The sequence below is a fragment of the Streptomyces spiramyceticus genome (assembly GCF_028807635.1).
Lineage (GTDB): Bacteria > Actinomycetota > Actinomycetes > Streptomycetales > Streptomycetaceae > Streptomyces > Streptomyces spiramyceticus.
In genome coordinates this window covers 701,069-726,271 of the sequence record NZ_JARBAX010000001.1, presented here as the reverse complement: position 1 = coordinate 726,271, position 25,203 = coordinate 701,069, and the positions used below count along the sequence as shown (strand labels likewise).

General features: G+C 69.2%; 17 protein-coding genes and 1 pseudogene. 10 read left to right on the top strand and 8 right to left on the bottom strand.

The annotated features are described in order from the left end of the window. The first annotated feature begins 188 nt into the window (after positions 1-188). Entirely contained in the window at positions 189-980 is a 792-nt protein-coding gene (locus PXH83_RS03210; protein ID WP_274556385.1) for a ferritin-like domain-containing protein, read from the top strand. 55 nt (positions 981-1,035) lie between these two features. Here the strand turns inward: PXH83_RS03210 and PXH83_RS03205 are convergent. Next, positions 1,036-2,062: pseudogene (locus PXH83_RS03205) on the bottom strand (magnesium and cobalt transport protein CorA). Between the two features lie 59 nt (positions 2,063-2,121). Here PXH83_RS03205 and PXH83_RS03200 point away from each other — a divergent pair. From PXH83_RS03200 to PXH83_RS03180, 5 genes are all read left to right on the top strand, one after another. Next, positions 2,122-2,808 (top strand): histidine phosphatase family protein, encoded by a 687-nt coding sequence (locus tag PXH83_RS03200; protein ID WP_274556383.1) that lies wholly within the window; start codon positions 2,122-2,124, stop codon positions 2,806-2,808. Positions 2,809-2,876: 68 nt separating this feature from the next. Then, on the top strand, positions 2,877-3,467 hold the full coding sequence (locus PXH83_RS03195) for a DUF3090 domain-containing protein (protein WP_214928585.1): 591 nt from the start codon (positions 2,877-2,879) through the stop codon (positions 3,465-3,467). Next, positions 3,431-4,273, top strand: a complete 843-nt coding sequence (locus PXH83_RS03190) for an SCO1664 family protein (protein WP_274556376.1) — start codon at positions 3,431-3,433, stop codon at positions 4,271-4,273. The genes PXH83_RS03195 and PXH83_RS03190 overlap by 37 nt, the downstream gene beginning before the upstream one ends. An 83-nt stretch (positions 4,274-4,356) precedes the next feature. Beyond that, on the top strand, positions 4,357-5,586 hold the full coding sequence (gene mshC / locus PXH83_RS03185) for a cysteine--1-D-myo-inosityl 2-amino-2-deoxy-alpha-D-glucopyranoside ligase (protein ID WP_274556374.1): 1,230 nt from the start codon (positions 4,357-4,359) through the stop codon (positions 5,584-5,586). A gap of 102 nt (positions 5,587-5,688) precedes the next feature. Next, positions 5,689-8,730 (top strand): NPCBM/NEW2 domain-containing protein, encoded by a 3,042-nt coding sequence (locus PXH83_RS03180; protein WP_274556371.1) that lies wholly within the window; start codon positions 5,689-5,691, stop codon positions 8,728-8,730. A 380-nt stretch (positions 8,731-9,110) separates the two neighbouring features. Here the strand turns inward: PXH83_RS03180 and PXH83_RS03175 are convergent, their stop codons facing one another. The 6 genes from PXH83_RS03175 to PXH83_RS03150 all read right to left on the bottom strand — a co-directional run bounded on the left by PXH83_RS03175 (position 9,111) and on the right by PXH83_RS03150 (position 16,112). Further along, positions 9,111-10,124 carry a PAC2 family protein gene (locus PXH83_RS03175; RefSeq protein ID WP_274556369.1) on the bottom strand — a complete coding sequence of 338 codons (1,014 nt, stop codon included), beginning with the start codon at positions 10,122-10,124 and terminating at the stop codon, positions 9,111-9,113. A gap of 181 nt (positions 10,125-10,305) precedes the next feature. Next, a complete protein-coding gene (locus PXH83_RS03170) occupies positions 10,306-10,977 on the bottom strand; it encodes a FadR/GntR family transcriptional regulator (RefSeq protein WP_274556366.1) in 672 nt (223 codons plus the stop codon). A gap of 140 nt (positions 10,978-11,117) precedes the next feature. Further along, entirely contained in the window at positions 11,118-12,728 is a 1,611-nt protein-coding gene (locus tag PXH83_RS03165) for a glycerol-3-phosphate dehydrogenase/oxidase (RefSeq protein ID WP_274556364.1), read from the bottom strand. Positions 12,729-12,734: 6 nt separating this feature from the next. Beyond that, on the bottom strand, positions 12,735-14,270 hold the full coding sequence (gene glpK, locus PXH83_RS03160) for a glycerol kinase GlpK (RefSeq protein ID WP_274556361.1): 1,536 nt from the start codon (positions 14,268-14,270) through the stop codon (positions 12,735-12,737). Between the two features lie 39 nt (positions 14,271-14,309). Continuing rightward, positions 14,310-15,101 (bottom strand): MIP/aquaporin family protein, encoded by a 792-nt coding sequence (locus tag PXH83_RS03155; protein ID WP_274556359.1) that lies wholly within the window; start codon positions 15,099-15,101, stop codon positions 14,310-14,312. A gap of 246 nt (positions 15,102-15,347) precedes the next feature. Continuing rightward, complete coding sequence (locus PXH83_RS03150) at positions 15,348-16,112, bottom strand: IclR family transcriptional regulator (RefSeq protein ID WP_274556357.1); 765 nt, start codon at positions 16,110-16,112, stop codon at positions 15,348-15,350. A 204-nt stretch (positions 16,113-16,316) separates the two neighbouring features. Between PXH83_RS03150 and metH the strand changes: the two genes are divergently transcribed. From metH to PXH83_RS03130, 4 genes are all read left to right on the top strand, one after another. Beyond that, a complete protein-coding gene (gene metH / locus PXH83_RS03145) occupies positions 16,317-19,838 on the top strand; it encodes a methionine synthase (protein ID WP_274556355.1) in 3,522 nt (1,173 codons plus the stop codon). A 173-nt stretch (positions 19,839-20,011) separates the two neighbouring features. Next, a complete protein-coding gene (locus PXH83_RS03140) occupies positions 20,012-20,713 on the top strand; it encodes an HAD family hydrolase (RefSeq protein WP_274556353.1) in 702 nt (233 codons plus the stop codon). A 497-nt stretch (positions 20,714-21,210) separates the two neighbouring features. Then, complete coding sequence (locus tag PXH83_RS03135; protein ID WP_274556351.1) at positions 21,211-22,812, top strand: ABC transporter substrate-binding protein; 1,602 nt, start codon at positions 21,211-21,213, stop codon at positions 22,810-22,812. Positions 22,813-22,893: 81 nt separating this feature from the next. Beyond that, entirely contained in the window at positions 22,894-24,483 is a 1,590-nt protein-coding gene (locus PXH83_RS03130; protein ID WP_274556349.1) for an ABC transporter substrate-binding protein, read from the top strand. A gap of 38 nt (positions 24,484-24,521) precedes the next feature. On the opposite strand, the gene PXH83_RS03125 is transcribed toward PXH83_RS03130, so the two are convergent. Next, on the bottom strand, positions 24,522-25,193 hold the full coding sequence (locus tag PXH83_RS03125) for a response regulator (RefSeq protein WP_214920034.1): 672 nt from the start codon (positions 25,191-25,193) through the stop codon (positions 24,522-24,524). Positions 25,194-25,203 lie beyond the last annotated feature (10 nt).

The window sequence follows — 25,203 nt, the reverse complement described above, 5'->3', positions numbered from 1 at the left end:
CTCGGGGGTCTTCCCCGCCACGGCCGTCACGGAGAACAACGCTTCACAGGCGGGTCGGTTACGCGCCCCCGCCACCCACGTGGTCCTCCGAACGGCTTAGTTGACCGGCTCTGCTGTTGCCTGCCGCCCCGTACCGCACTTGACTTGTCCTTTGCGGACGTCGCACGGAGCGCACGGAGGTTGCAGAGATGGTCTCGGCCCGAAGTCTCTTCCAGGAAATTCTCGACAACGACGATTCCTTCCAGCTCTTCTGCTCCCTCGCGGCAAGCGGCGAAACGCAGGGCGGCTGGGAGAACGCCCGGATCGCGGCTCTCGTGCCCGAGAGCATGCGTGACCTCGCCCCGAAGATCACCCGGCACGGCGCCGACGAGGACAAGCACGGCAAGTTGTTCCTCGCGCTGCTGAACAAGCGGGGCCTCGAACCGGTCCCGGTCCCGCCGGAGACCGACTACACCGGGCTGCTCGAAAAGCAGGGCATCGGCCTCGCCCACGACAAACTGCGCCGCGACGAGCCGCTGACCGAGTCGGACATCCTCGTGTACCTCTCGCACAGCCGCGTCACGGAACAGCGCGCCGCCGACCAGATGGACATGCTGGTGAAGTACTTCGGCGAGCACCCCGAGGCCGGGAAGCCGATCAAGATGATCTGCCACGACGAGGAGAACCACCTCGCGTACTGCCACGAGGAACTCCTCAACCTCGCCCGCGCCGGACACGGCCGCACCATCCAGCGCACCCTGCGCGAGACCGCCGTGGCGGAGTGCCGCGTCTACCGCGACGTCAGCCTCGCCGTCATGGCCCACATGGGCCGCATCCTGCGCTGGCCCAAGCCCAAGTCCGCACTGCTCGCGGCGGGCATTCACGCGATGTACGCGTACGAGCGCCTCGGCGGCTGGCGCCGCATGGTGTCCCTGAAGATGCCGGAACGGCGCAACGCGCTGGGCGCAGGCCCCGCGACGTCCGCAGCCGAGCTGGCCTGACCGGAACGCCTCGCCGGTACGCCTGACCCGTACGCCCGGGCGGCGCGGCGGCGGCTCAGAGCCAGCCGCGCCGCTTGAACGTGCGGTACAGACCGATCTCGCACAGCGCCAGCAGGGCGACCACCGCCGGGTACGTCCACACCCACGTGAGTTCCGGCATGTGCTCGAAATTCATGCCGTAGATCCCCGCGACCATCGTGGGGACCGCGGCCATCGCCGCCCACGCCGAGATCTTCCGCATGTCGTCGTTCTGGCGCACACCCATCTGCGCGAGGTGCGCGGACAGGATGTCGGACAGCAGCCGGTCGAGGCCGTCCACCTGCTCGTTGGCCCGCGTGAGGTGGTCGTTGACGTCCCGGAAGAACGGCTGCGCGTGTTCGTCGACGAACGGCAGGCCTGGGCTGGACAGCCGCTGCATCGGCTGGGCCAGCGGCCCTGTCGCCCGGCGGAATTCCAGAACCTGCCGCTTGAACGTGTAGATCCGCGACGCGGTGTTCCTGGAATCACCGGTGCCGGGCGCGAAGACCTGGGCCTCCAGTTCCTCCAGGTCCGTCTGGAGCTCCGCCCCGACCTCCATGTAGTGGTCGACGACGGCGTCGCTCACGGCGTACAGCACAGCGGTGGGCCCGTGCCGCAGGACCTCGGGCTCGGCCTCCAGGCGGTGGCGTACAGCGGCCAGTGGTGCGCCCTCGCCGTGCCGCACGGTCACCACGAAGGAATCGCCGACGAAGACCATCAGCTCGCCCGTCGTCACGGTGTCGCTCTCCGGCTCGTAGATCAGCGGCTTCAGCACCGCGAAGAGCGAGTCCTCGTACACCTCCAGCTTCGGCCTCTGATTGGCGGACAGGGCGTCCTCCACGGCTGGGGGCACCTCCCATGCCCGTTCAGGGCTATGGGGGAGGGTGCAGCCCGAACTCGCTGCTGACCAGGTCGAATTCCTTCTCCGTCGGCTCGTGCAGCCCGATCCACAAGAAGGCGTCCCCGTGCGCACGCGCCTCGTCGAGGGCGTCGGAGAAGTCCGAGGGGCCTTCGGTGCGGCGCCCTTGCCGGTAGATGGCGCAGTCGACGATCACGGCGCGCATTCTTCCCCGGTAAGGGTCGCAGCGCACCCCGGTACGGCTTTCCGCCTAGGCTGACCCGCATGGCCACGCTGATACTCCTGCGCCACGGACGCTCCACCGCCAACACCGCCGGGCTGCTCGCCGGCTGGACGCCGGGCGTCTCCCTCGACGAGCGCGGCGCCGCCCAGGCGGCCGCGCTCCCCGACCGGCTGGCCGGGCTGCCGCTGGCGGCCGCCGTCACCAGCCCGCTCCAGCGCTGCCACGAGACGCTCCGGCCGCTGCTCGACGCACGGCCCGGACTCCCGCTGCACACCGACGAGCGGATCGGGGAGTGCCACTACGGCGACTGGTCGGGCCGCAAGCTCGCGGAGCTCGCCGACGAGCCGCTGATGGCCGCTGTGCAGCAGCACCCGTCGTCCGTCACGTTTCCCGGCGGGGAGTCGATGCGGGCCATGCAGGCGCGCGCGGTCGACGCCGTGCGGGACTGGAACGCCCGGATCGAGGCGGAGTACGGCGAGGACGCCATCTATCTGATGTGCTCGCACGGGGACATCATCAAGTCCGTCGTGGCCGACGCCCTCGGCCTCCATCTCGACCTGTTCCAGCGGATTCACGTGGACCCGTGTTCCCTGACGGCCATCCGTTACACCGGTCAGCGGCCCTTTCTCCTGCGCCTCGGGGACACCGGCGACTTCGCCTCCCTGGCGCCGCGCGAGAACGGCAATGGCGGGGACGCGGCCGTAGGAGGCGGCGCAGGCGCACCGTGATCGCTGCGCGCAGTAGGGTGGACGCGCTCCAAGACCGCGCATACAGACGATTTCGAGGGAGACAGAACGTGTCCCGTCAGGTGTTCCTCTACGACCCGCCGGACCGCTTTGTGGCCGGTACGGTCGGGCTGCCTGGACGCCGTACGTTCTTCCTCCAGGCATCCGCGGCCGGCCGCGTCACCAGCGTCGCCCTGGAGAAGACCCAGGTCGCCGCACTCGCCGAGCGCATCGACGAACTGCTCGACGAAGTGGTACGCCGCACCGGCGGGAACGCCCCCGTTCCGGCCGTGGCCCCCGCCGACGTCACCGACAGCGCGCCGTTGGACGCCCCCGTCGAGGAGGAGTTCCGCGTCGGCACGATGGCGCTGGCCTGGGACGGCGAGGAACAGCGCATGATCGTCGAGGCACAGGCACTCGTCGAGCTGGACGCGGAGACCGACGAAGATCTCGCGGAGGCCGAGGAACGGCTGCTCCAGGACGAGGAGAACGGCCCGCCGATGCTGCGGGTCCGGCTCAGCGGCGCGCAGGCCAGAGCCTTCGCCAAGCGTGCCCTGGACGTCGTCAACGCGGGGCGGCCGCCGTGCCCGCTGTGCAGCCTGCCGCTCGACCCGGAGGGACACGTATGCCCGCGCCAGAACGGATACCGCCGGGGAGCGTGACCCCGGCGGACCTCCACACCGTCCTGCTGAAGGGGCAGCTCACGGTGCGCGGACGCGTCCGTGAGGCGTCCAACGCCGTGCTGTACTGCGAGATCGAGTACGACGGCGTGTCGGTGTCCTGCGTGTACAAGCCGGTCGCCGGGGAACGGCCGCTGTGGGATTTCCCCGACGGCACGCTCGCTCAGCGCGAGGTGGCGGCGTACGAGATCTCCGAGGCGACGGGCTGGGGCCTTGTGCCGCCGACCGTGCTGCGGGACGGGCCGTACGGCGAGGGCATGTGCCAGCTGTGGATCGAGACCGATGCGGAGGGCGCGGGTGCGGGGGCGGGGCTGCTGGCTCTCGTCGAGGAGGAGGAGCCGGCCGAGGGGTGGAAGGCGATCGCCTTCGCCGAGGTCGGCCAAGGCCGCACCGCGCTGCTGGTGCACGCCGACGACGAGCGCCTGCGGCGCTTGGCCGTGCTGGACGCGGTCATCAACAACGCCGACCGCAAGGGCGGGCATCTGCTGCCGACCGCGGACGGGAAGCTGTACGGCATCGACCACGGGGTCACCTTCAACGAGGAGGACAAGCTCCGCACACTGCTGTGGGGATGGGCGGGGGAGCCGCTGACGGCCGAGGCGGTAGAGGTGCTGGCCCGGCTGTCCGGCGACCTGGCGGCGGCCCGGCCGCTCGCTACCCGTCTGGCCGAGCTGATCACGGCGGCCGAGATCGACGCGCTGCGCGCGCGGGTGGCGGCGCTGCGGACCACGGGCCTGCACCCGGAGCCGAGCGGCGACTGGCCCGCCATCCCGTGGCCACCGGTTTAGGCGGCCACGCGCAAGAGGGCCTAACCGGCCACGATTCCGTATCCGGTTCGTATCCGGAACGTGCGTCCGGTTACGCTCAAGGCATGCATGCCTGGCCCGCTTCTGAGGTCCCCGCCCTGCCTGGCAAGGGCCGCGACCTCCAGATCCACGACACCGCGACCAGTGGGTTGATTACCCTCGACCCCGGTCCTGTCGCCCGTATCTACGTGTGCGGCATTACGCCGTACGACGCGACGCACATCGGTCACGCGGCCACCTACAACGCGTTCGACCTCGTGCAGCGCGTGTGGCTCGACACCAAGCGGCAGGTTCATTACGTCCAGAACGTGACGGACGTCGATGATCCGCTCCTGGAGCGGGCGATCCGCGACGGACACGACTGGACCGAGCTCGCGGAGCGCGAAACCGCGCTGTTCCGCGAGGACATGACCGCCCTGCGGATCCTCCCGCCGCAGCACTACATCGGCGCCGTCGAGGCAATACCGGGCATTGTGCCGCTCATCGAGCGGCTGCGGGACGCCGGTGCCGCGTACGAGCTTGAAGGGGACACGTACTTCTCCGTCGAGTCCGACCCGCACTTCGGCGAGGTGTCGAACCTCGACGCCGAGGCCATGCGGCTGCTGTCCGCCGAACGCGGCGGCGACCCCGAGCGGCCCGGCAAGAAGAACCCGCTGGACCCGATGCTCTGGATGTCCGCCCGTGAGGGCGAGCCGAGCTGGGACGGTGCCTCGCTGGGGCACGGCCGGCCCGGCTGGCACATTGAGTGCGTGGCCATCGCCCTGGACCACCTGGGGATGGGCTTCGACGTACAGGGCGGCGGGTCCGATCTCGCCTTCCCGCACCACGAGATGGGCGCCTCGCACGCCCAGGCGCTGACCGGCGAGTACCCGTTCGCCAAGGCGTACGTACACGCCGGAATGGTCGCCCTGAACGGCCAGAAGATGTCGAAGTCCAAGGGCAACCTGGTCTTCGTCTCGAAGCTGCGCCGCGACGGCGTGGACCCGGCCGCGATCCGGCTGTCGCTCCTCGCGCACCACTACCGGGCCGACTGGGAGTGGACCGACCAGGTGCTCGAAGACGCCCTGGAGCGGCTCGGCCGCTGGCGCGCGGCCGTCTCCCGCCCCGACGGACCTTCCGCCGACGCCCTCGTCGACGAGATCCGCGAGGCGCTCTCCCGCGACCTCGACGCCCCTGCGGCGCTCCTCGCCGTGGACCGCTGGGCCGCACGTCAGGAGTCCGAGGGCGGTGCGGACGAGGGGGCGCCCGGCGTGGTGTCGCGCGCCGTCGACGCACTGCTCGGCGTGGCTCTGTAACCGCTTCCGGCCCCAGCCGCCCCTGAACCTCTCGCGGAGAGGTTCAGGGGCGGTTCCGTTTTGTCCTTGGCTACGTGCTCGATTCTGCGCTAAATACGCTCTATGCAATCACTAATACGCATCAGAGTGGCGGTGGTCGGCGCCCTGCTCGGTCTGGCGGCAGCGTTCGCGGGACCGGGAAGCGCACAGGCCGAACCGCCCGACGTCACCGTCGGCGACCTCACCGGGTTCTCCGCCGAAGGGCCCGTCTACCACCTGACGGCGGGCCGGGCCGAGGCCCGCGTCAGCTTCGTGTCCACCGAGACCTTCCGCATCGAACTCGCCCCCGACGGCAAGTTCACCGACCCCACCGGCAAGGACATCGTCCTGCCGCAGGGCGCCCCGCCCGAGACCCGCTGGCGCGACCGGGGCGACCGCTACGAACTCAGCACGTCCGAGGTCACCCTGCGCGCGTACAAGGCGCCGCTGCGCTTCGCGCTGTTCGGGGCGGACGGCCGGCAGATCTGGGCCGAGTCCAAGGGGCTGACCTGGAACGGCGACAAGACCACCCAGACCCTGGCGCGCGGCGCGAACGAGCAGTTCTACGGGGCCGGGATGCAGAACGGCCGCGGCAACACCTCGCACCGCGGCAAGACCGTAGAAGTCGGCGTCGACTACAACTGGAACGACGGCGGCCACCCCAACTCCGTTCCCTTCTACCTCTCTTCGGCGGGATACGGCGTCTACCGCAATACGTACGCCCCCAACACGTACGCCTTCAACGAGCCCGTGACCGCCTCCGCGAAGGAACAGCGCTTCGACGCCTACTACTTCGCGGGCCAGGGCGCCAAAGACGTCATCGGCCAGTACACCAAGCTGACCGGAAAGCCGTTCCTGCCGCCCATTTACGGGCTCGAAATCGGCGACGCGGACTGCTATCTCCACAACGCCAACCGCGGCGAGCGGCACACCCTGGACGCTCTCAAGGTCGCCGACGGCTACGTCGAGAACGACATGCCGAACGGCTGGATGCTCGTCAACGACGGCTACGGCTGCGGCTACGAGGACCTCGCCGAGACCGCCAAGGGCCTCCAGGACCGCAAGATGCAGCTGGGCCTGTGGACCGAGGACGGCATCGCCAAACTCGCCGACCAGGTCAAGGCGGGCCAGCGCGTCGCCAAGCTCGATGTCGCCTGGGTCGGCGAGGGCTACAAGTTCGCGCTCGACGGCTGCAAGGACGCGTACAGCGGCATCGAGGCGAACAGCGACGCCCGCGGCTTCACCTGGGCTCCGGAGAGCTGGTCGGGCGCACAGCGCTGCGGAGTGCAGTGGTCCGGCGACCAGTCGGGATCGTGGGAGTACATCCGCTGGCAGATTCCGACGTACGCGGGCGCGACGATGTCGGGGCTCGCCTATACGACGGGCGACGTGGACGGCATCTTCGGCGGCAGCGCCAAGACGTACGCCCGAGACCTCCAGTGGAAGATGTTCCTCGGGACGACGATGACGATGGACGGCTGGGCGGCGAACGACAAGCAGCCCTTCCGCTACGGCGAGCCGTACACCTCCATCAACCGCGACTACCTCAAGCTCAAGGAGTCGCTGCTGCCCTACCTCTACTCGTACGCGCACGAGGCGACGAAGACCGGCGTCGGCCCCGTCCGCCCCCTCGTACTGGAATACCCGGACGACCCGCGAGCCGGCACGGACGCGGCCAAGTACGAGTTTCTGAGCGGCGAGCACTTCCTCGTCGCGCCCGTGTACAAGGACACGACTGTGCGCGACGGCATCTACCTGCCGAAGGGCACGTGGATCGACTACTGGAGCGGCCGTACGTACGAGGGCCCGACCACCGTCGACGGCTACAGCGCGCCCCTCGACACCCTGCCCCTCTTCGTCAAGGCCGGGGCGAACATCCCCATGTGGCCGGGCATCAGGTCGTACGCCGACCGCACCGCCTCCTCGCCGCTCGCCTGGGACATCTACCCGCAGGGGAAGTCGTCCTTCACGCTGTACGAGGACGACGGCGTCACCCGGCAGCACCGTGCGGGGAAGTACGCCACTCAGCGCGCCGACGTCGAGGCGCCGGGCAGGGGCGCGGGCGATGTGACGGTACGGATCGGCGCGAGCATGGGCGACTTCGCGGGCAAGCAGAGCAAGCGCCCGTACCACTTCGCCGTGCACACCGGTGACGCGCCGAGCGGGGTGGAGCTGGAAGGCCGCGTACTGCCCCGCCTTTCCTCGAAGGCGGCGTACGAGGCTGCCGTACAGGGCTGGTGGTACGACCGGGACGACCGCGGCGGTGTGGTGAAGGTCAAGACCGCGCCGCGCGCCACGGACAGTGCCTTCGAGCTCGAACTTCAGGACACCAGTGCGGTCGGAGGCGCTGTACCCGGCGCTTCGGCCACCCTCTCCGTACCCGCCGGGCAGGAGCTCGGCGCGGGCACGGCGGGCAAGGTGGCGGTCGACGTCACGGCGGGCAGCAAGGACGCCACGGGCGTCGAGGTCTCGCTGGACGCGCCGGAGGGCTGGCAGGTCACTCCCGCAGAGCCGGTCGGGCGGGTCGCGGCGGGTACGACGCGGCGGGTCGAGGTCGGTGTGACCCCGGCGAAGAGCGCGAAGGCGGGCGAGACGACGCTGACTGCGACCGTCAGGCACCGGGCGGCGGGCCAGGACCGTACGGCCGTACAGCGCTTCGGCGTCGGCGTCATGCCGGAGCCGCCGTTGGCCGACACCTGGGCGAGCGACATGGTCTGGCTGAAGGCCACCAACGGATACGGTCCGGCCGAACGGGACCGCAGCAACGGCGAGTCGGGGGCGGCCGACGGGCACACCCTCACCCTGGCGGGCAAGACCTACGAGAAGGGCATCGGCGCGCACGCCGACTCCGACATCGAGGTCTACACCGGCGGGCGCTGTACCGCCTTCACTGCCGACGTCGGAATCGACGATGAGATCAACGGCTACGGGGAGGTGGCGTTCTCGGTCGAGGCGGACGGCAAGGTGCTGTGGACCTCGCCCAAGGTGACGGGAGCGTCGGCGACCGTACCGGTGGACGTGAAACTGGAGGGTGCGAGGCATGTGCGCCTGAAGGTCACCGACACCAACGGGTCCAAGAGCGGGGACCACGGGGACTGGGCGGCGGCGCGCTTCACCTGCGCCTGACAGGACCAGGCAAGGCGGGCGCCGGGCGGGCTCCTTCGGCCCGGCGCCCACTGCGCCGTGAAGGTACTCAACGCCTCACCGCCAGCCTGAAGCACCGCCAGCCTGAAGCGAGGACGCGCCGCGCCGCCCGGCGCGCCTCGCGGCTGATGACGGCGGAGGAGAAGGGTACGCGCTGCCAGGGCGGGGACGTGGTGCCTGCCGTTATCTCACGCGGCCTTCGATCCGTTGCCGGCGAAGGTATCCTTACGCCCTATGTTTACGACGTATATGTCCATATAACGCCCAGGTGGACGCGAGGTCAAGCGGGGAAATCCGGGGCATCCCACAACTGCGGGGCGGCGCCCGATGGCACCGCCCCGCTCCCTGCTGCTGTTCCCGCGCTACTCGTCCGGGGAGTCTTCCGTCCCGTCCGCGCCCTCCGGGGGCTCGGGCTCCGACCTGGGCGGCTTCGGGGGCCGCGTACGGCCGCCCGACGTGTCGCGAAGGTACGAACCGCTGCCCTCGCCGCCGTCCGTGGCATGCCCGGGACCGGTACCGGGTCCCGTGCCAGGGCCGCCGTCGCGCCTGCGCAGATACCGCTCGAACTCGCGCGCGATGGCCTCGCCCGACGCCTCCGGAAGCTCCGCGGTGTCCCGTGCCTCCTCCAGCGACTGCACGTACTCCGCCACCTCGCTGTCCTCCGCGGCCAGTTGGTCCACGCCGACCTGCCAGGCCCGGGCGTCCTCCGGCAGCTCCCCCAGCGGGATCCGCAGACCGATGAGGTCTTCGAGGCGGTTGAGGAGCGCGAGCGTCGCCTTGGGGTTCGGCGGCTGCGAGACGTAGTGCGGCACGGCGGCCCACAGGCTCACCGCCGGTACGCCCGCGTGCGTGCAGGCCTCCTGAAGGATCCCGACGATGCCCGTCGGGCCTTCGTACCTGGTCTCCTCCAGATCCATGGTCCGCGCCAGGTCCGGGTCCGACGTCACACCGCTGACCGGCACGGGCCGGGTGTGCGGGGTGTCGCCGAGCAGTGCGCCCAGGATGACGATCATCTCGACGCCCAGCTCATGGGCGAAGCCGAGGATCTCGTTGCAGTACGAGCGCCAGCGCATGGACGGCTCGATTCCGCGGACCAGTACGAGGTCACGGGGCTTGTCGCCGCCGATCCGCACCACGGAAAGCCGCGTGGTGGGCCAGGTGATCTTGCGGACTCCGCCGTCCAGGAACACCGTGGGCCGGTTGACCTGGAAGTCGTAGTAGTCCTCGGCGTCGAGCGCGGCGAAGACCTCGCCCTTCCACTCCCGGTCGAGATGCGCGACCGCGGTGGAGGCGGCGTCACCGGCGTCGTTCCAGCCCTCGAACGCGGCCACCATGACCGGGTCGATCAGCTCGGGAACCCCCTCGAGCTCGATCACCCAGTGCCCCCTTTCGAAGTTCCCTTGTACACGCACCAACCTTAAGGCTTCCACCACATGCGGTGACGCCGGATGCGCACGCGGGAAGCGTGCCCTGCGACCGCCGATTCATTCGAGATGCGCCCGGCGGAGCGAGCCGGAGCGACACGGGCAGAGACCCGACCACCTGCCGCCCGACGCCCTACAGCGTCGACCGCAGCCACTGTTCGACGCTCGCGATGTGCACCGCCGCCCACGACCTGGCCGCCTCCGCGTCCCTGTCGCGCAGTGCGGCGAGGATCCCCCGGTGCTCGTGCAGGGTGCGGCCGACCGCGTCCTCCTGGGCCAGACCGCCCCAGATACGGGCTCGGGTGGCCGGCCCGGAGAGCCCGTCAAGGAGGGAGCACAGCACCGAGTTTCCGGAGCTCCGCACGATGGTGCGGTGGAATTCGAGGTCGCCCGCGACCAGCTCCTCGACGGACGGATGTGATCCGAGGGCGTCCAACCGGGCGCTCAGCGCGTCCAGTTCCACCTCACTGATCCTGGCGCAGGCCATTGCGGTGGCGGCGGGCTCCAGGATGCGGCGTACGGCGAGGAACTCCAGCACGGTGTCGTCCCGGTGGAAGTCCACCACGAAGCCCATTGCCTCGAGCAGAAGCTGCGGGTCGAGGCTGGTGACGTACGTACCGTCGCCCTGGCGTACGTCGAGAATGCGGATCAGCGACAGGGCACGCACCGCCTCGCGCAGCGAATTGCGGGAGAGGCCGAGCTCGGCGGCGAGCTCGCTCTCCTTGGGGAGGCGGTCGCCGGGGCGCAGGATTCCCGAGACGATCATTTCCTTGATCTTCTCGATCGCCTCGTCGGTGACGGCCATGGCGGTCCTCCAGATCCAGACATCCGATCAATCGCGCCAGATTATGAGAGACCACCGCAGGGGAACAGCGCAACCCCCGGCAGTCTGCCGGGGGTTGCGGTGCTGGTGTCCGGTGCTGATGCTGCTGTCCGGTACTGCCGTCAGGCCTTCTTGCCCAGGATGTCCTCGACCTTGGTACGGACGTCGTCCGTGGCCAGGCCCCGGATCGTCAGCGTCGTACGCCGGCGCAGTACGTCGTCCGCCGTCTCCGCCCACTCGTGGTCACGGGCGTACACGACCTGCGCCCAGATCTCCGGCGCGTCCGGGTGGATGCGCTCGGCCAGTGCCGGGTCGTCGTTGGCCAGGCGCGCGATGTCGAACGACAGCGAGCCGTAGTGCGTGGCCAGGTGCCGCGCGGTATCCGCGGCCATCCGCGGGCCCGGCGTACCGCCGTCGACGAGCAGCCGGTGGGCGACCGCGTTCGGGTTGGCTATGCCCGGCAGCGGAAGCTTCTTCGGCAGCTGCGAGATCGGCTCCATGTCCTCGCCCAGCGGATGGCCGGGCAGGGCGGCGAGCTTGTTCATGACCGTGCGGCCGATGTGACGGAACGTCGTCCACTTGCCGCCCGCGACCGAAAGCATGCCGCCGCGGCCCTCGGTGACGACCGTCTCGCGCTTGGCCTGCGCTGTTTTGCCGGGCCCACCGGGCAGCACCCGCAGACCCGCGAAGGAGTACGTGATCAGGTCACGGGACAGCTGCTGGTCGCGGATCGAGAAGGCGGCCTCGTCCAGGATCTGGGCGATGTCCTTCTCGTTGACGGCGACGTCCGCCGGGTCGCCCTCGTACTCCTCGTCGGTCGTACCCAGCAGGAGCTGGTCCTCCCACGGCAGTGCGAAGGTGATGCGGTACTTGTCGATCGGCGTGGCCAGCGCGGCCCGCCAGGGGGCGGTGCGCTTGAGGACCAGGTGCGCACCCTTGGAGAGGCGGATGGAGGGGGCCGAGTTCGGGTCCTCCAGCTTGCGCAGGTGGTCGACCCACGGCCCGGTGGCATTGAGGACCAGCCGTGCCGTCACACCGAACTCGGAACCGTCCAGGCGGTCCTTGAGCTCGGCGCCGGTGACCCGGCCGTTGGTGAAGCGCAGGCCCGTGACCTCGGCGTGGTTGAGAACGGTCGCGCCGGACGCGACGGCCGCACGGACCGTCATCAGCGCCATGCGCGAGTCGTTCATCTGGTCGTCGCCGTACACCGCAACGGCCTTGAGGTTGTCCGTACGGAGCTCCGGCACCTCACGCGCTGCCTTCGCCGCGCTGATGACATGGCCGACGCCGTCACCGAAGGCGGACAGCGCCGAGTAGGCGAAGACGCCCGCACCGAGCTTGGCCGCGCCGTGCGGACCGCCCTTGTACACGGGCAGGTAGAAGGTGAGCGGGTTGGCCAGGTGCGGCGCGACGTCACGCGACACGGCCCGGCGCTCGAAGTGGTTCTCCGCGACCAGCCTGACCGCGCCGGTCTGCAGGTAGCGCAGTCCGCCGTGGAGCAGCTTGGAGGAGGCGGAGGAGGTGGCGCCGGCGAAGTCGCCGGCGTCCACCAGGGCCACCCGCAGTCCCGACTGCGCGGCGTGCCAGGCAGTGGAGATGCCCAGGATGCCGCCGCCGATCACCAGGAGGTCGTACGTCGCCTTGGAAAGCTGCTCCCGGGTCTCGGCCCGGCTCGCAGTCGAACCGTCAGCCGGGTGCGTCCCGAGTGCCGGGACGCTCTGCAGGGTGCTCATTGTTGATTACTCCTCGTCAGAGTCGTCTTCGAGCCAGCCCATGGTCCGCTCGACGGCCTTGAGCCAGCTCTTGTACTCGCGGTCGCGGGTGTCCGCGTCCATGTGGGGTGTCCACTCGGCGGCCCGGCGCCAGTTGGCGCGCAGCGCGTCGGTGTCCGGCCAGTAGCCGACGGCCAGGCCGGCGGCGTAGGCGGCGCCGAGGCAGGTGGTCTCGGCGACCATGGGGCGCACGACCGGTGCGTCCAGGAAGTCCGAGAGCGTCTGCATCAGCAGGTTGTTGGAGGTCATGCCGCCGTCGACCTTGAGGGCGGCCAGCTCGACGCCGGAGTCCTTGGTCATGGCGTCGGTGATCTCACGGGTCTGCCAGGCGGTGGCCTCCAGGACGGCACGGGCGATGTGCGCCTTGGTGACGTACCGGGTGAGGCCGGCGATCACACCGCGGGCGTCGGAGCGCCAGTACGGGGCGAACAGGCCGGAGAAGGCGGGCACGAAGTACGCGCCGCCGTTGTCCTCGACGGAGGAGGCCAGCGTCTCGATCTCGGCGGCGCTCTTGATCAGGCCCATCTGGTCGCGCATCCACTGGACGAGCGAGCCGGTGACGGCGATCGAGCCCTCGAGGGCGTAGACGGGGGCCTGGTCACCGATCCGGTAGCCGACGGTCGTCAGCAGGCCGTTGTACGAGTTGACGGGCTCGTGACCGGTGTTCATCAGCATGAAAGTGCCGGTGCCGTACGTCGACTTGGCCTCGCCCTCGGCGAAGCAGGTCTGGCCGAACAGCGCCGCCTGCTGGTCACCCAGCGCGGATGCGACCGGAACGCCCGCCAGCGCGCCGGACTTGGCCACGCCGTACACCTCGGCTGAGGAACGGATCTCCGGCAGCATGGCCGCCGGAACGTCCATCGACTGGAGGATCTTGTCGTCCCACTCCAGGGTGTGCAGATTCATCAGCATGGTGCGCGACGCGTTGGTGACGTCGGTGACGTGGACGCCGCCGTCGACGCCGCCCGTCAGGTTCCAGATGACCCAGGAGTCCATGGTGCCGAAGAGGATGTCGCCCGCCTCGGCGCGCTCCCGCAGGCCCTCGACGTTGTCGAGCAGCCAGCGGGCCTTGGGTCCTGCGAAGTACGACGCGAGCGGCAGACCGGTCTCGCGGCGGAAGCGGTCCTGGCCGACGTTGCGGCCGAGCTCCTTGCAGAGCGCGTCGGTGCGGGTGTCCTGCCAGACGATGGCGTTGTGGACGGGCTCACCGGTGTTCTTGTCCCAGAGCAGAGTGGTCTCGCGCTGGTTGGTGATGCCGATGGCCTTCACGTCGGCGGCGGTGATGCCCGCCTTCGCGATGGCGCTGTCCACGACTTCCTGGACGTTGGTCCAGATCTCGGCGGCGTTGTGCTCCACCCAGCCCGGCTTCGGGAAGATCTGCTCGTGCTCCTTCTGGTCGACGGCGACGATGCGGCCGTCGGTGTCGAAGACGATGCAGCGGCTGGAAGTGGTGCCCTGGTCAATGGCCGCGATGAACGGGCCGGTGGTGTGTGCGTCGGTCACGGTGTGCTCCCGGAAGGTCTAGAGGGTCGGCCGGTCGGCTCAGGCAAACGCGATGTTGTAGATACCCGCGGCGAGCGCTCCGCCTGCCAGCGGGCCGACGACGGGGATCCAGGCATAGCTCCAGTCGGAGCCGCCCTTGTTCGGCAGCGGGAGCAGGGCGTGCACGATGCGCGGGCCCAGGTCGCGGGCCGGGTTGATCGCGTAACCGGTCGGGCCACCGAGCGAGAGGCCGATGCCGACGACGACGAGAGCGACCATCAGGCCGCCGACGACGCCGAGACCCTTGCCACTGTCGTTGAGGCCCTGGGTGAGCACCGCCAGGACCAGCACGAGGGTGCCGATGATCTCGGTGGCGAGGTTCTGCCAGACGTTCCGGATCTCCGGGCCGGTCGAGAAGATGCCGAGGACGGGGCCGGCGTGGCTCTTCGCCTCGTCGTGCGGGCCCTCGATGGCCTTCTCGGCCGGGTCGCCCACGATGTCACGATCGGTGAGGTGTGCATGGAACTGGCCGTAGTAGGCGATCCAGACCAGGCTCGCGCCGATCATGGCGCCGAGGAGCTGGCCCGCGAAGTAGACCGGGACGTTCTTCCAGTCCCCGTCCTTGATCGCGATGCCGATCGTGACGGCAGGGTTGAGATGGGCGCCGGACAGGCTGCCGGCGATGTAGACGGCGGTCAAGACAGCGAAGCCCCACCCGAAGGTGATGGCAAGCCAGCCGGCGTTCTGCGCCTTCGAGCGCTTGAGTACGACGGCGGCGACAACGCCGGCGCCGAGCAGGATGAGCACGGCGGTACCGATGATCTCGCCGATGAAGATGTCGGAGCTGGACACCCGCGACTCCTTTGTCCTTCGTTCCAGGGGAAAGGCGAACCCCGGGTCCCTCCGGGTGGTCCGCGCCCTCGATGAGGGCCTAGCCGGTCCCTTGGCGTTGCCACACTCTAGCGTGTATTGCCGTTAGGTGTTCGACAATGCCGACCGATGAACGGCAGTTTTGCCCCCGGTAAACACACACGTCAAGAGTTCCGAGGGCCGGTATCCGCATCGTTACCAGCGTGACAGGAGGTGCCGGAGGGCGCCTCAGAAGCGCCCGGCGCCCAGATCCCGGGAAACCGCGCGGGCACAGTCCCGTACGGCCGCGATCAGCTCCGGGCGGAGCTCTCCGCCGTTGCAGACCCGCTCTACCGCGCCGGTGATGCCGACGGCGCCGACGGGCATCCGCCGCCGGTCGTGGATGGGCGCGGCGACGGAGGCCACGCCGTCCCAGGTCTCCTCCACGTCGGCGGCCCAGCCGCGCGCCCGGGCCAGGTCGAGCACCGCCTCGAAGCCCTCCGTGCCCGTGACGGTGCGCGGGGTGAAGGAGTTGCGTTCGTTCTCCAGGGCCTCGTTGTGCGCCACCGGGTCGTACGCGGAGAGCACCTTGCCGAGGGCGGAGGAGTGCAGCGGCTGCATCGCGCCCACTTCGAGGACCTGGCGGCTGTCGTCCGGGCGGAAGACGTGGTGGACGATCAGTACGCCCCTATGGTGCAGTACGCCCAGATAGACGCTCTCGCCGCTGGAACGGGCCAGGTCGTCGGTCCACACGAGCGCGCGGGCGCGAAGCTCGTGCACGTCCAGATAGGTGCTGCCGAGACGCAGCAGCTCGGCGCCCAGCTGATAACGGCCGGACGCGGGGTCCTGCTCGACAAAGCCTTCCGCCTGCAGGGTGCGCAGAATGCCGTGCGCAGTACCCTTGGCGAGGCCGAGCGACGAGGCGACCTCGGACAGGCCGAGCCTGCGCTCGCCGCCGGCGAGCAGGCGCAGCATCGCCGCCGCCCGCTCGAGCGACTGGATATTCTTCGCCACGCTCGGCTACCTCCACTTGGTTCGACAATGCTGAACACTATCGGTTCATGTCGACCTGGCGTCACCCGATGCGGGTCCGTGCGCCCCCGTCCGCCTCGTGGGACGCCTTCACGCCGTCCGCCACTGCACGGCTACGCTGGCGATGTGCGCCTTCCGCCGGGAAGCCGCAAAGCCGACAGCCGTCGCACTCCAGGGAGCACATCCATGGCCTCGTTGCCGACCCCGCCGACCTCCAAGACTGCTCACAGCAGCCGCGCAGACGCCCTCCGCGAAGCCCTCGCCAGCCGAGTCGTGGTGGCGGACGGTGCCATGGGCACGATGCTTCAGGCGCAGGACCCCAGCCTTGAGGACTTCGAAAACCTCGAAGGCTGCAACGAGATCCTCAACATCACCCGCCCCGACATCGTGCGCACCGTCCACGAGGAGTACTTCGCGGTCGGCGTGGACTGCGTCGAGACGAACACCTTCGGCGCCAACTTCGCCGCCCTCGCCGAGTACGACATCCCCGAGCGCGTCTTCGAGCTCTCCGAGTCCGGCGCCCGCATCGCCCGCGAGGTCGCCGACGAGTTCGCGGCCAAGGACGGCCGCCAGCGCTGGGTCCTCGGCTCGATGGGCCCCGGCACCAAGCTGCCGACACTGGGCCACGCCCCGTACGTCACGCTGCGCGACGCCTACCAGCAGAACGCCGAAGGCATGCTCGCCGGGGGCGCGGACGCACTCCTGGTGGAGACCACCCAGGACCTGCTCCAGACCAAGTCCGCGATCATCGGCGCCCGCCGCGCCATGGACGTCGCCGGCATCAGCGTCCCCCTGATCTGCTCCGTGACGGTCGAGACCACCGGCACCATGCTGCTGGGCTCCGAGATCGGCGCCGCGCTCACCGCTCTGGAGCCGCTCGGCATCGACATGATCGGCCTGAACTGCGCCACCGGCCCCGCCGAGATGAGCGAGCACCTGCGCTACCTCGCCCGCCACTCGCGCGTCCCGATCTCCGCCATGCCCAACGCCGGCCTCCCCGTCCTCGGAAAGAACGGCGCGCACTACCCCCTGTCGGCCTCCGAGCTGGCCGACGCCCAGGAGACCTTCGTACGTGAGTACGGCCTCTCCCTGGTCGGAGGCTGCTGCGGTACGACGCCCGAGCACCTGCGCCAGGTCGTCGAGCGCGTCCGCGACCTGACCCCGCCCGAGCGCGAGCCGCGCCCCGAGCCCGGCGCCGCCTCCCTCTACCAGACCGTGCCCTTCCGGCAGGACACGTCGTACCTCGCCATTGGTGAGCGTACGAACGCCAACGGCTCGAAGAAGTTCCGCGAGGCCATGCTGGAAGGCCGCTGGGACGACTGCGTGGAGATGGCCCGGGACCAGATCCGCGAGGGCGCGCACATGCTCGACCTGTGCGTCGACTACGTCGGCCGCGACGGTGCCGCCGACATGGCCGAGCTGGCCGGCCGCTTCGCCACCGCCTCCACGCTTCCCATCGTGCTGGACTCCACCGAGCTGAACGTCCTGCGGGCAGGCCTGGAGAAGCTGGGCGGCCGCGCCGTCATCAACTCGGTGAACTACGAGGACGGTGACGGCCCCGAGTCGCGCTTCCAGAAGGTCACCAAGCTGGCGCAGGAACACGGCGCCGCACTGATGGCGCTGACCATCGACGAAGAGGGCCAGGCCCGTACGGTCGAGCACAAGGTGGCCATCGCCGAGCGCATCATCGAGGACCTGACCACCAATTGGGGCATCCACGAGTCGGACATCCTCATCGACTGCCTCACCTTCACCATCTGCACCGGCCAGGAGGAGTCCCGCAAGGACGGCGTCAACACCATCGGCGCCATCCGCGAGCTGAAGCGGCGTCACCCCGACGTGCAGACGACGCTGGGTCTGTCCAACATCTCCTTCGGCCTCAACCCGGCCGCCCGCATCGTCCTCAACTCCGTCTTCCTCGACGAGTGCGTCAAGGCCGGTCTCGACTCGGCGATCGTGCACGCCTCGAAGATCCTGCCGATCGCCCGGTTGGAGGAGGAGCAGATCAAGGTCGCACTCGACCTGATCCACGACCGCCGCGAGGAGGGCTACGACCCGCTGCAGCGCTTCCTGGAGCTGTTCGAGGGCGTCGACACCAAGTCGATGAAGGCCGGCAAGGCCGAGGAGCTGCTCGCACTGCCGCTGGACGAGCGCCTCCAGCGCCGCATCATCGACGGCGAGAAGAAGGGCCTCGAAGCCGACCTGGACGAGGCCCTGGCCGAGCGCCCCGCGCTCGACATCGTCAATGACACGCTGCTCGAAGGCATGAAGGTCGTCGGTGAGCTCTTCGGCTCCGGCCAGATGCAGCTGCCGTTCGTGCTCCAGTCCGCCGAGGTCATGAAGAGCGCGGTGGCCTACCTGGAGCCGCACATGGAGAAGACGGACGACGAGGGCAAGGGCACGATCGTGCTGGCCACCGTCCGCGGCGATGTCCACGACATCGGCAAGAACCTCGTGGACATCATCCTGTCCAACAACGGCTACAACGTCGTCAACCTGGGCATCAAGCAGCCCGTCTCCGCGATCCTGGAAGCCGCCGAGGAGCACCGCGCCGACGTCATCGGCATGTCGGGCCTCCTGGTGAAGTCCACCGTGATCATGAAGGAGAACCTGGAGGAGCTCAACCAGCGCAAGATGGCCGCCGACTTCCCCGTCATCCTCGGCGGTGCGGCGCTGACCAGGGCGTACGTCGAGCAGGACCTGCACGAGATCTACGACGGCGAAGTCCGCTACGCCCGTGACGCCTTCGAGGGCCTTCGCCTGATGGACGCCCTGATCGGCGTGAAGCGCGGCGTCCCCGGGGCCGTGCTCCCCGAGCTCAAGCAGCGCCGCGTGCCCAAGCGGGACACGCCGGTCCTCGATGTCCAGGAGCCCGAGGGCGCGGCGCGCTCCGACGTCTCCACTGACAACCGGATCCCGGAGCCGCCGTTCTGGGGCACCCGGGTCGTCAAGGGCATCGGCCTCAAGGAGTACGCCTCCTGGCTGGACGAGGGCGCGCTGTTCAAGGGCCAGTGGGGCCTCAAGCAGGCCAGGGCCGGGGACGGGCCGACGTACGAAGAGCTCGTCGAGACCGAGGGCCGCCCCCGCCTGCGCGGCTGGCTGGAGCAGCTCCACACCAGGAACCTGCTGGAAGCCGCCGTCGTCTACGGCTACTTTCCCTGCCACTCCAAGGGCGACGACCTGATCCTCCTCAACGAGGACGGCTCCGAGCGCACCCGCTTCACCTTCCCGCGCCAGCGCCGCGGCCGCCGCCTGTGCCTGGCGGACTTCTTCCGCCCGGAGGAGTCGGGCGAGCCGGACGTCGTGGGCCTTCAGGTCGTCACCGTCGGCTCGAAGATCGGCGAGGCCACGGCCGAGCTGTTCGCATCCAACTCCTACCGTGACTACCTCGAACTGCACGGCCTGTCCGTGCAGCTGGCGGAGGCTCTCGCCGAGTACTGGCACGCCCGCGTACGAGCCGAGCTGGGCTTCGGGGGCGAAGACCCCGCCGATGTCGAGGACATGTTCGCGCTCAAGTACCGCGGCGCGCGCTTCTCGCTCGGGTACGGGGCCTGCCCGGACCTGGAGGACCGCGCGAAGATCGCCGAGCTGCTCCAGCCCGAGCGGATCGGGGTCCACCTCTCGGAGGAGTTCCAGCTCCACCCGGAGCAGTCCACCGACGCGATCGTCATTCACCACCCGGAGGCGAAGTACTTCAACGCGCGATAGCGCGGTGACGGCCGGGGGTCCGGGGGGTGTCCCCCGGGAGATGCTCCCCCGGGAGATGCAGCAACGCGCGATAGGGACGGAGCAGTCGTACACTGGTCGGTCCAGCGCAGGCCGGTCGCCTTCCCCACTGGGAAGACGACCGGCCTTCTCGTCCCTCCAGGAGGTGTGCCCGGATGACCAGCACGGTCCCAGCGCCCAGTACCAGTACGGCGGAAGGCTCCGCCCTCCAGGCCGTCTTCCTCGACATGGACGGCACCCTCGTCGACACCGAGGGCTTCTGGTGGGACGCCGAGGTGGAGGTCTTCGCGGCACTCGGCCATCCGCTGGACGAGGCATGGCGCGACGTGGTGGTCGGCGGGCCCATGACGCGCAGCGCCGGCTACCTCATCGAGGTCACCGGCGCCGACATCACCCTCCCCGAACTCACGGTCCTGCTCAACGACCGCTTCGAGCGGCGCATCGAACGCGGCGTACCCCTGATGGCGGGCGCTGCCCGGCTGCTCGCCGAGCTGGCCGCGCACGAAGTGCCGACCGCCCTGGTGTCCGCCTCGCACCGCCGCATCATCGACCGCGTCCTGGAGTCCCTCGGCCGGGAGATGTTCACGTTCTCGGTCGCGGGCGACGAGGTGGTCCGTACGAAGCCGCATCCCGAGCCGTATCTGCACGCCGCGACGCGGCTCGGCGCCGACCCGATGAGATGCGCGGTCGTCGAGGACACGGCGACGGGCGTGGCGGCCGCGGAGGCGGCGGGCTGCCGGGTGGTGGCCGTGCCGTCCGTCGCACCGATCGCGCCCGCGCGCGGCCGGGCCGTCGTGGGATCGCTCGAAGAGGTCAATCTCGCCTTCCTCAGGACCTTGATCACCCGAATGAACTGACCCCGCACTGAGCGTGCATTCCTGAACGGGCCGGAAACTCTGGGCATCGGGCCGTGCGTTGTGCGTGACACATGGGGTGAGAAATTCACAGTGGATCAATGGCATTGATTGAGTGACCTTTGTCACTCCCCATGCCGTCGTCGAGGCCGCGCGGGGCGTCCCAGCCGCCCCGTGGGCCTGTTTTCGGCTCCCTTGTGTCCCTATTGGTGAGGTTCTGTACGAATCGTTCCCGCCCGGGGCGGCGCCGTCCCGCCGTTCATGATCAACGGTCGGCGGCGGGCCGTCCGGTGCCCGGTCCAGCCGCAGCGGCGATTCGCACTAATCTCAACGCGAGAACTTCGCCGCACCACCACGTGCCTCAGCGCTCGATCAGCTGCTGAGACCACCGACCCCGATCGCTCTGATCCCGGCCCGATCGCTCCGCCCCGACCGGGCGGCCGCGGCGGAGTGTCCCGTACACCGCTGAACTCAGTGCCGGATGAGGGAGAACGTCCAGGATGAACCGCAAGACTCTGGTGCTGCCGGCCGTGATCGGCCTGCTCGCCCCCGTGCTGGCCGCGTGCGGCGGGCCGGACATCGGGGGTAAGGGCGGCGACGCCATTGTTGTGGGCACCACGGACCAGTTCTCCGCCACGAAGGAAGCCCCCGCGCCCTTCGACCCGGCCTTCGCCTACGACGCCGGTGCCTGGAACGTCCTGAGGCAGACCCTGCAGACGCTGATGCGCGCGCCGCGCGGCGGCGGCGAGCCGGTGCCGGACGCGGCCTCCAAGTGCGGCTTCACGGACACCCAGAACGAGAGCTACCGCTGCACCCTGCGCAGTGGGCTGACGTTCGCGGACGGCGACGCGGTGACGGCCGAGGACGTGAAGTTCTCCATCGAGCGCGTCCTGAAGATCCAGAATGACAACGGCCCCGTCGCCCTGCTCTCCAACATCGACATGATCGAGACCAACGGCGACAGCGGAATCGTCTTCCACCTCAAGACGCCGGACGCCACCTTCCCGTACAAGATCGCGACGCCGGCCGCCGGCATCGTCGACTCCGACACGTACAAGGCCAAGCAGCTCCGCGACGGCGTCGAGGTCGACGGCTCGGGTCCGTACACACTGGAGACCGAGACCGAGGGCGGCAAGGTCGTCAAGGCTGTCTTCACCAAGAACTCCGAGTACAAGGGCGACTTGAAGTTCCAGAACGACAAGGTCGAGCTCCGGTCGTTCCCTGACGCCGCGTCCATGGAGAAGGCCCTGCGGGACGGCGAGATCAGCCTGATGACCCGCACCCTCGACCAGGACCAGATCAAGGAGCTCTCGGAGAACCCGGTGAAGGGCATCGATCTCATAGAGATGCCCGGCCTGGAGATCCGCTACCTCGGTTTCGACACCGAGGACTCCGTCGTGAAGAGCAAGGCGGTGCGCCAGGCGCTGGCCTCCCTGATCGACCGTGGACAGCTGGCGAGCAAGGTCTACCCGGCCACGGCCGAGCCGCTGTACTCGATCATCCCGAACACGATCGTCGGGCACCAGAACGCGTTCTTCAACAAGTACGGCGAGCCGAACCGGCAGAAGGCCGCGGGCCTCCTGCGCGCGGCCGGCATCAACACCCCGGTGAAGCTGACGCTGAACTACACGACCGACCACTACGGGACCGCCACGAAGGCGGAGTTCGAGGTGCTGCAGGAGCAGCTCAACGCCTCGGACCTCTTCGACGTCACCGTCGAGGGCACCGAGTGGTCGAAGTTCCGTGAGAACCAGAAGCGCGGCGAGTACGCCGTCTACGGAATGGGATGGTTCCCCGACTTCCCGGACGCCGACAACTATGTCGCGCCGTTCCTGGACAAGGACAACTTCCTCAACTCCCCGTACGTGAGCGTCGAGACCCGGAACAAGCTCATCCCGGAGTCGCGGCGCGCCACCGACCGGGGCGCGGCTGCGAAGCCGTTCGAGCGGATCCAGGAAATCGTCGCCAACGACGTACCGGTGCTGCCGCTGTGGCAGGGCAAGCAGTACGTCGCCGCGCGCGACGACATCACGGGCGTCGAGTGGGCGATCAACTCCTCGTCGGACCTGCAGCTGTGGGAGTTGGGCCGCGGCGTCTCCTGACGCCGGCAGTGCAGTACCCGGCGGCGAAGACCGCGCCGCCGGTGGGCAATTCAGTTCTGTGAATCTGTGAGGCAAGGTTCTGTGAAAAGGCGTAACCAGTGGCTGACGGCACCGCTTGCGGCGGGTCTGGCGGCGGGTCTGCTCAGCGGTTGTGGCACCGAGGGGGGCGGCTCGGGGGGCACGGGTGACGCGGTGGTCATCGGGATGTCGGACGAAGTGCTGGCCACCGATCCGGCCTCGGGTTACGACCCGGGCTCCTGGCTGCTGTTCAACAATGTCTTCCAGTCCCTGCTCAGCTTCCCCAAGGGCAGCTCCGTGCCGCAGCCCGAGGCGGCCGAGCAGTGCGGCTTCGAGAGGGGCGGCAGCACTGTCTTTCAGTGCACCCTGCGCAGTGGTCTGAAGTTCAGCAACGGCAACAGCCTGACCTCGGAGGACGTCAAGTTCTCCTTCGAGCGCTCGCTGAAGATCAACGACAAGGCCGGCCCCGCCGCGGTCATGCTCGCCTCCATCGACACGGTCGAGGCGCCGGACGAGCGCACTGTCGTCTTCAACCTCAAGGTCCCCGACGCCACCTTCCCGAGCAAGATCGCATCGGGCGCCGGCTCCATCGTCGACCACCGCGAGTACCCCGCCGACAAGCTCCGTACGGACAACAAGGCCGTCGGCTCGGGCCCGTACAAGCTCGACTCCTTCGGCGAGAAGGAGGCTGCCTTCTCGGTCAACGGGAGCTACAAGGGCAGCGCCAAGGTCAAGAACTCCGGCATCACCTTGAAGCTCTTCCACGATGACCAGAAGGCGCTGGCAGCCTCCCTCAAGCAGGGCGACGTCGACATCGCCTACCGAGGCCTCACCGCCGGGGACATCGCGGAGCTCCAGAACACGTCGGCCGGCAGCGACAAGGGCGTTGAGGTCATCGAAGGCACCAGCGCCGAGGTCCAGCACCTGGTCTTCAACATGAACGACCCGGTCGTCGGCAAGCTCGCCGTGCGCAAGGCCATGGCGTACCTCGTCGACCGTGACGCCCTGGTCAGGGACGTCTACCAGTCCACGGCCGAGCCGCTGTATTCCATCGTCCCGGCCGGCATCGCCGGCCACAACACGGCGTTCTTCGACACCTACGGCGGCAGCCCGCAGCCCGACAAGGCCGAGAAGGCCCTGCGCGCGGCGAACATCACCGGCAAGGTGAAGCTCACGCTGTGGGCCACGCCCAGCCGCTACGGCCCCGCCACGGTCCAGGAGTTCGAGGCGATAGCCAAGCAGCTCAACAAGAGTGGGCTGTTCGACGCGAAGGTCGAGTCCGTCGGGTTCGAGCAGTACGAGAAGGACATCGCGGCCGGCAAGTACGGCGTGTACGTGAAGGGCTGGGTCCCCGACTACCCGGACCCGGACAACTTCACCCAGCCGTTCTTCGGCATGGACAACGTCCTCGCCAACAACTACGAGAACGGCGACATCACGGGCCGGATCATCCCGAAGGCCGCCGCCTCGGCCGACCGCACCAAGCTCGACGCGGACTTCGGCAAGCTCCAGGACACCGTCGCCGCGGAGCTGCCGATCATCCCGCTGTGGCAGGGCAAGCAGTACGCCGTGGCCCAAGACAACGTCTCGGGCCTCGAGTGGACCCTGGACACCTCGACGGTCTTCCGTTTCTGGGAGATCAGCAAGAACTGACGGCCCGCAACGGCCGGCCGGGCCGGGTCCGGCGTCCGCTACTGGGCGCCGGGCCTGACCAGGCCACTTTCGTACGCATACACCGCGGCCTGCACCCGGTCGCGCAGCCCCAGCTTCGTCAGCACGTGACCCACATGCGTCTTGACGGTCGTCTCGCTCACGAAGAGATCAGCGGCGATCTCCGCATTGGACAGACCGCGGGCCACCAGCTTGAGCACCTCGACCTCGCGGTCGGTCAGCGTGTGCAGCGTGTCCGGAACCTGCTCGTCGCCGGACGGCAGATGATCCGCGTACTTGTCGAGCAGCCGTCGCGTGATGCTCGGCGCCAGCATCGCCTCGCCCGCCGCGACCACCCGGATCGCCTGCACGAGCTCATTGGCGGGCGCGTCCTTCAGCAGGAACCCGCTCGCACCGGCGCGCAGCGCCTCCACCACGTACTCGTCGAGGTCGAAGGTGGTCAGCACGAGCACCTTCGCCGGACCGTCGCGGCCGGGACCGGTGATCTGACGGGTCGCCTCGACCCCGTCCATCCGAGGCATCCGGATGTCCATCAGGACCACATCGGGCTGCAGCGCCCGGACCTGGTCGAGTGCCTGCAGACCGTCTCCGGCCTCGCCGACGACCGCGAGATCCTGCTCGGCCTCCAGGATCATCCGGAATCCGGTGCGCAGCAGCGGCTGGTCGTCGACCAGTAGGACGCGGATAGCCACGAAGTCTCCT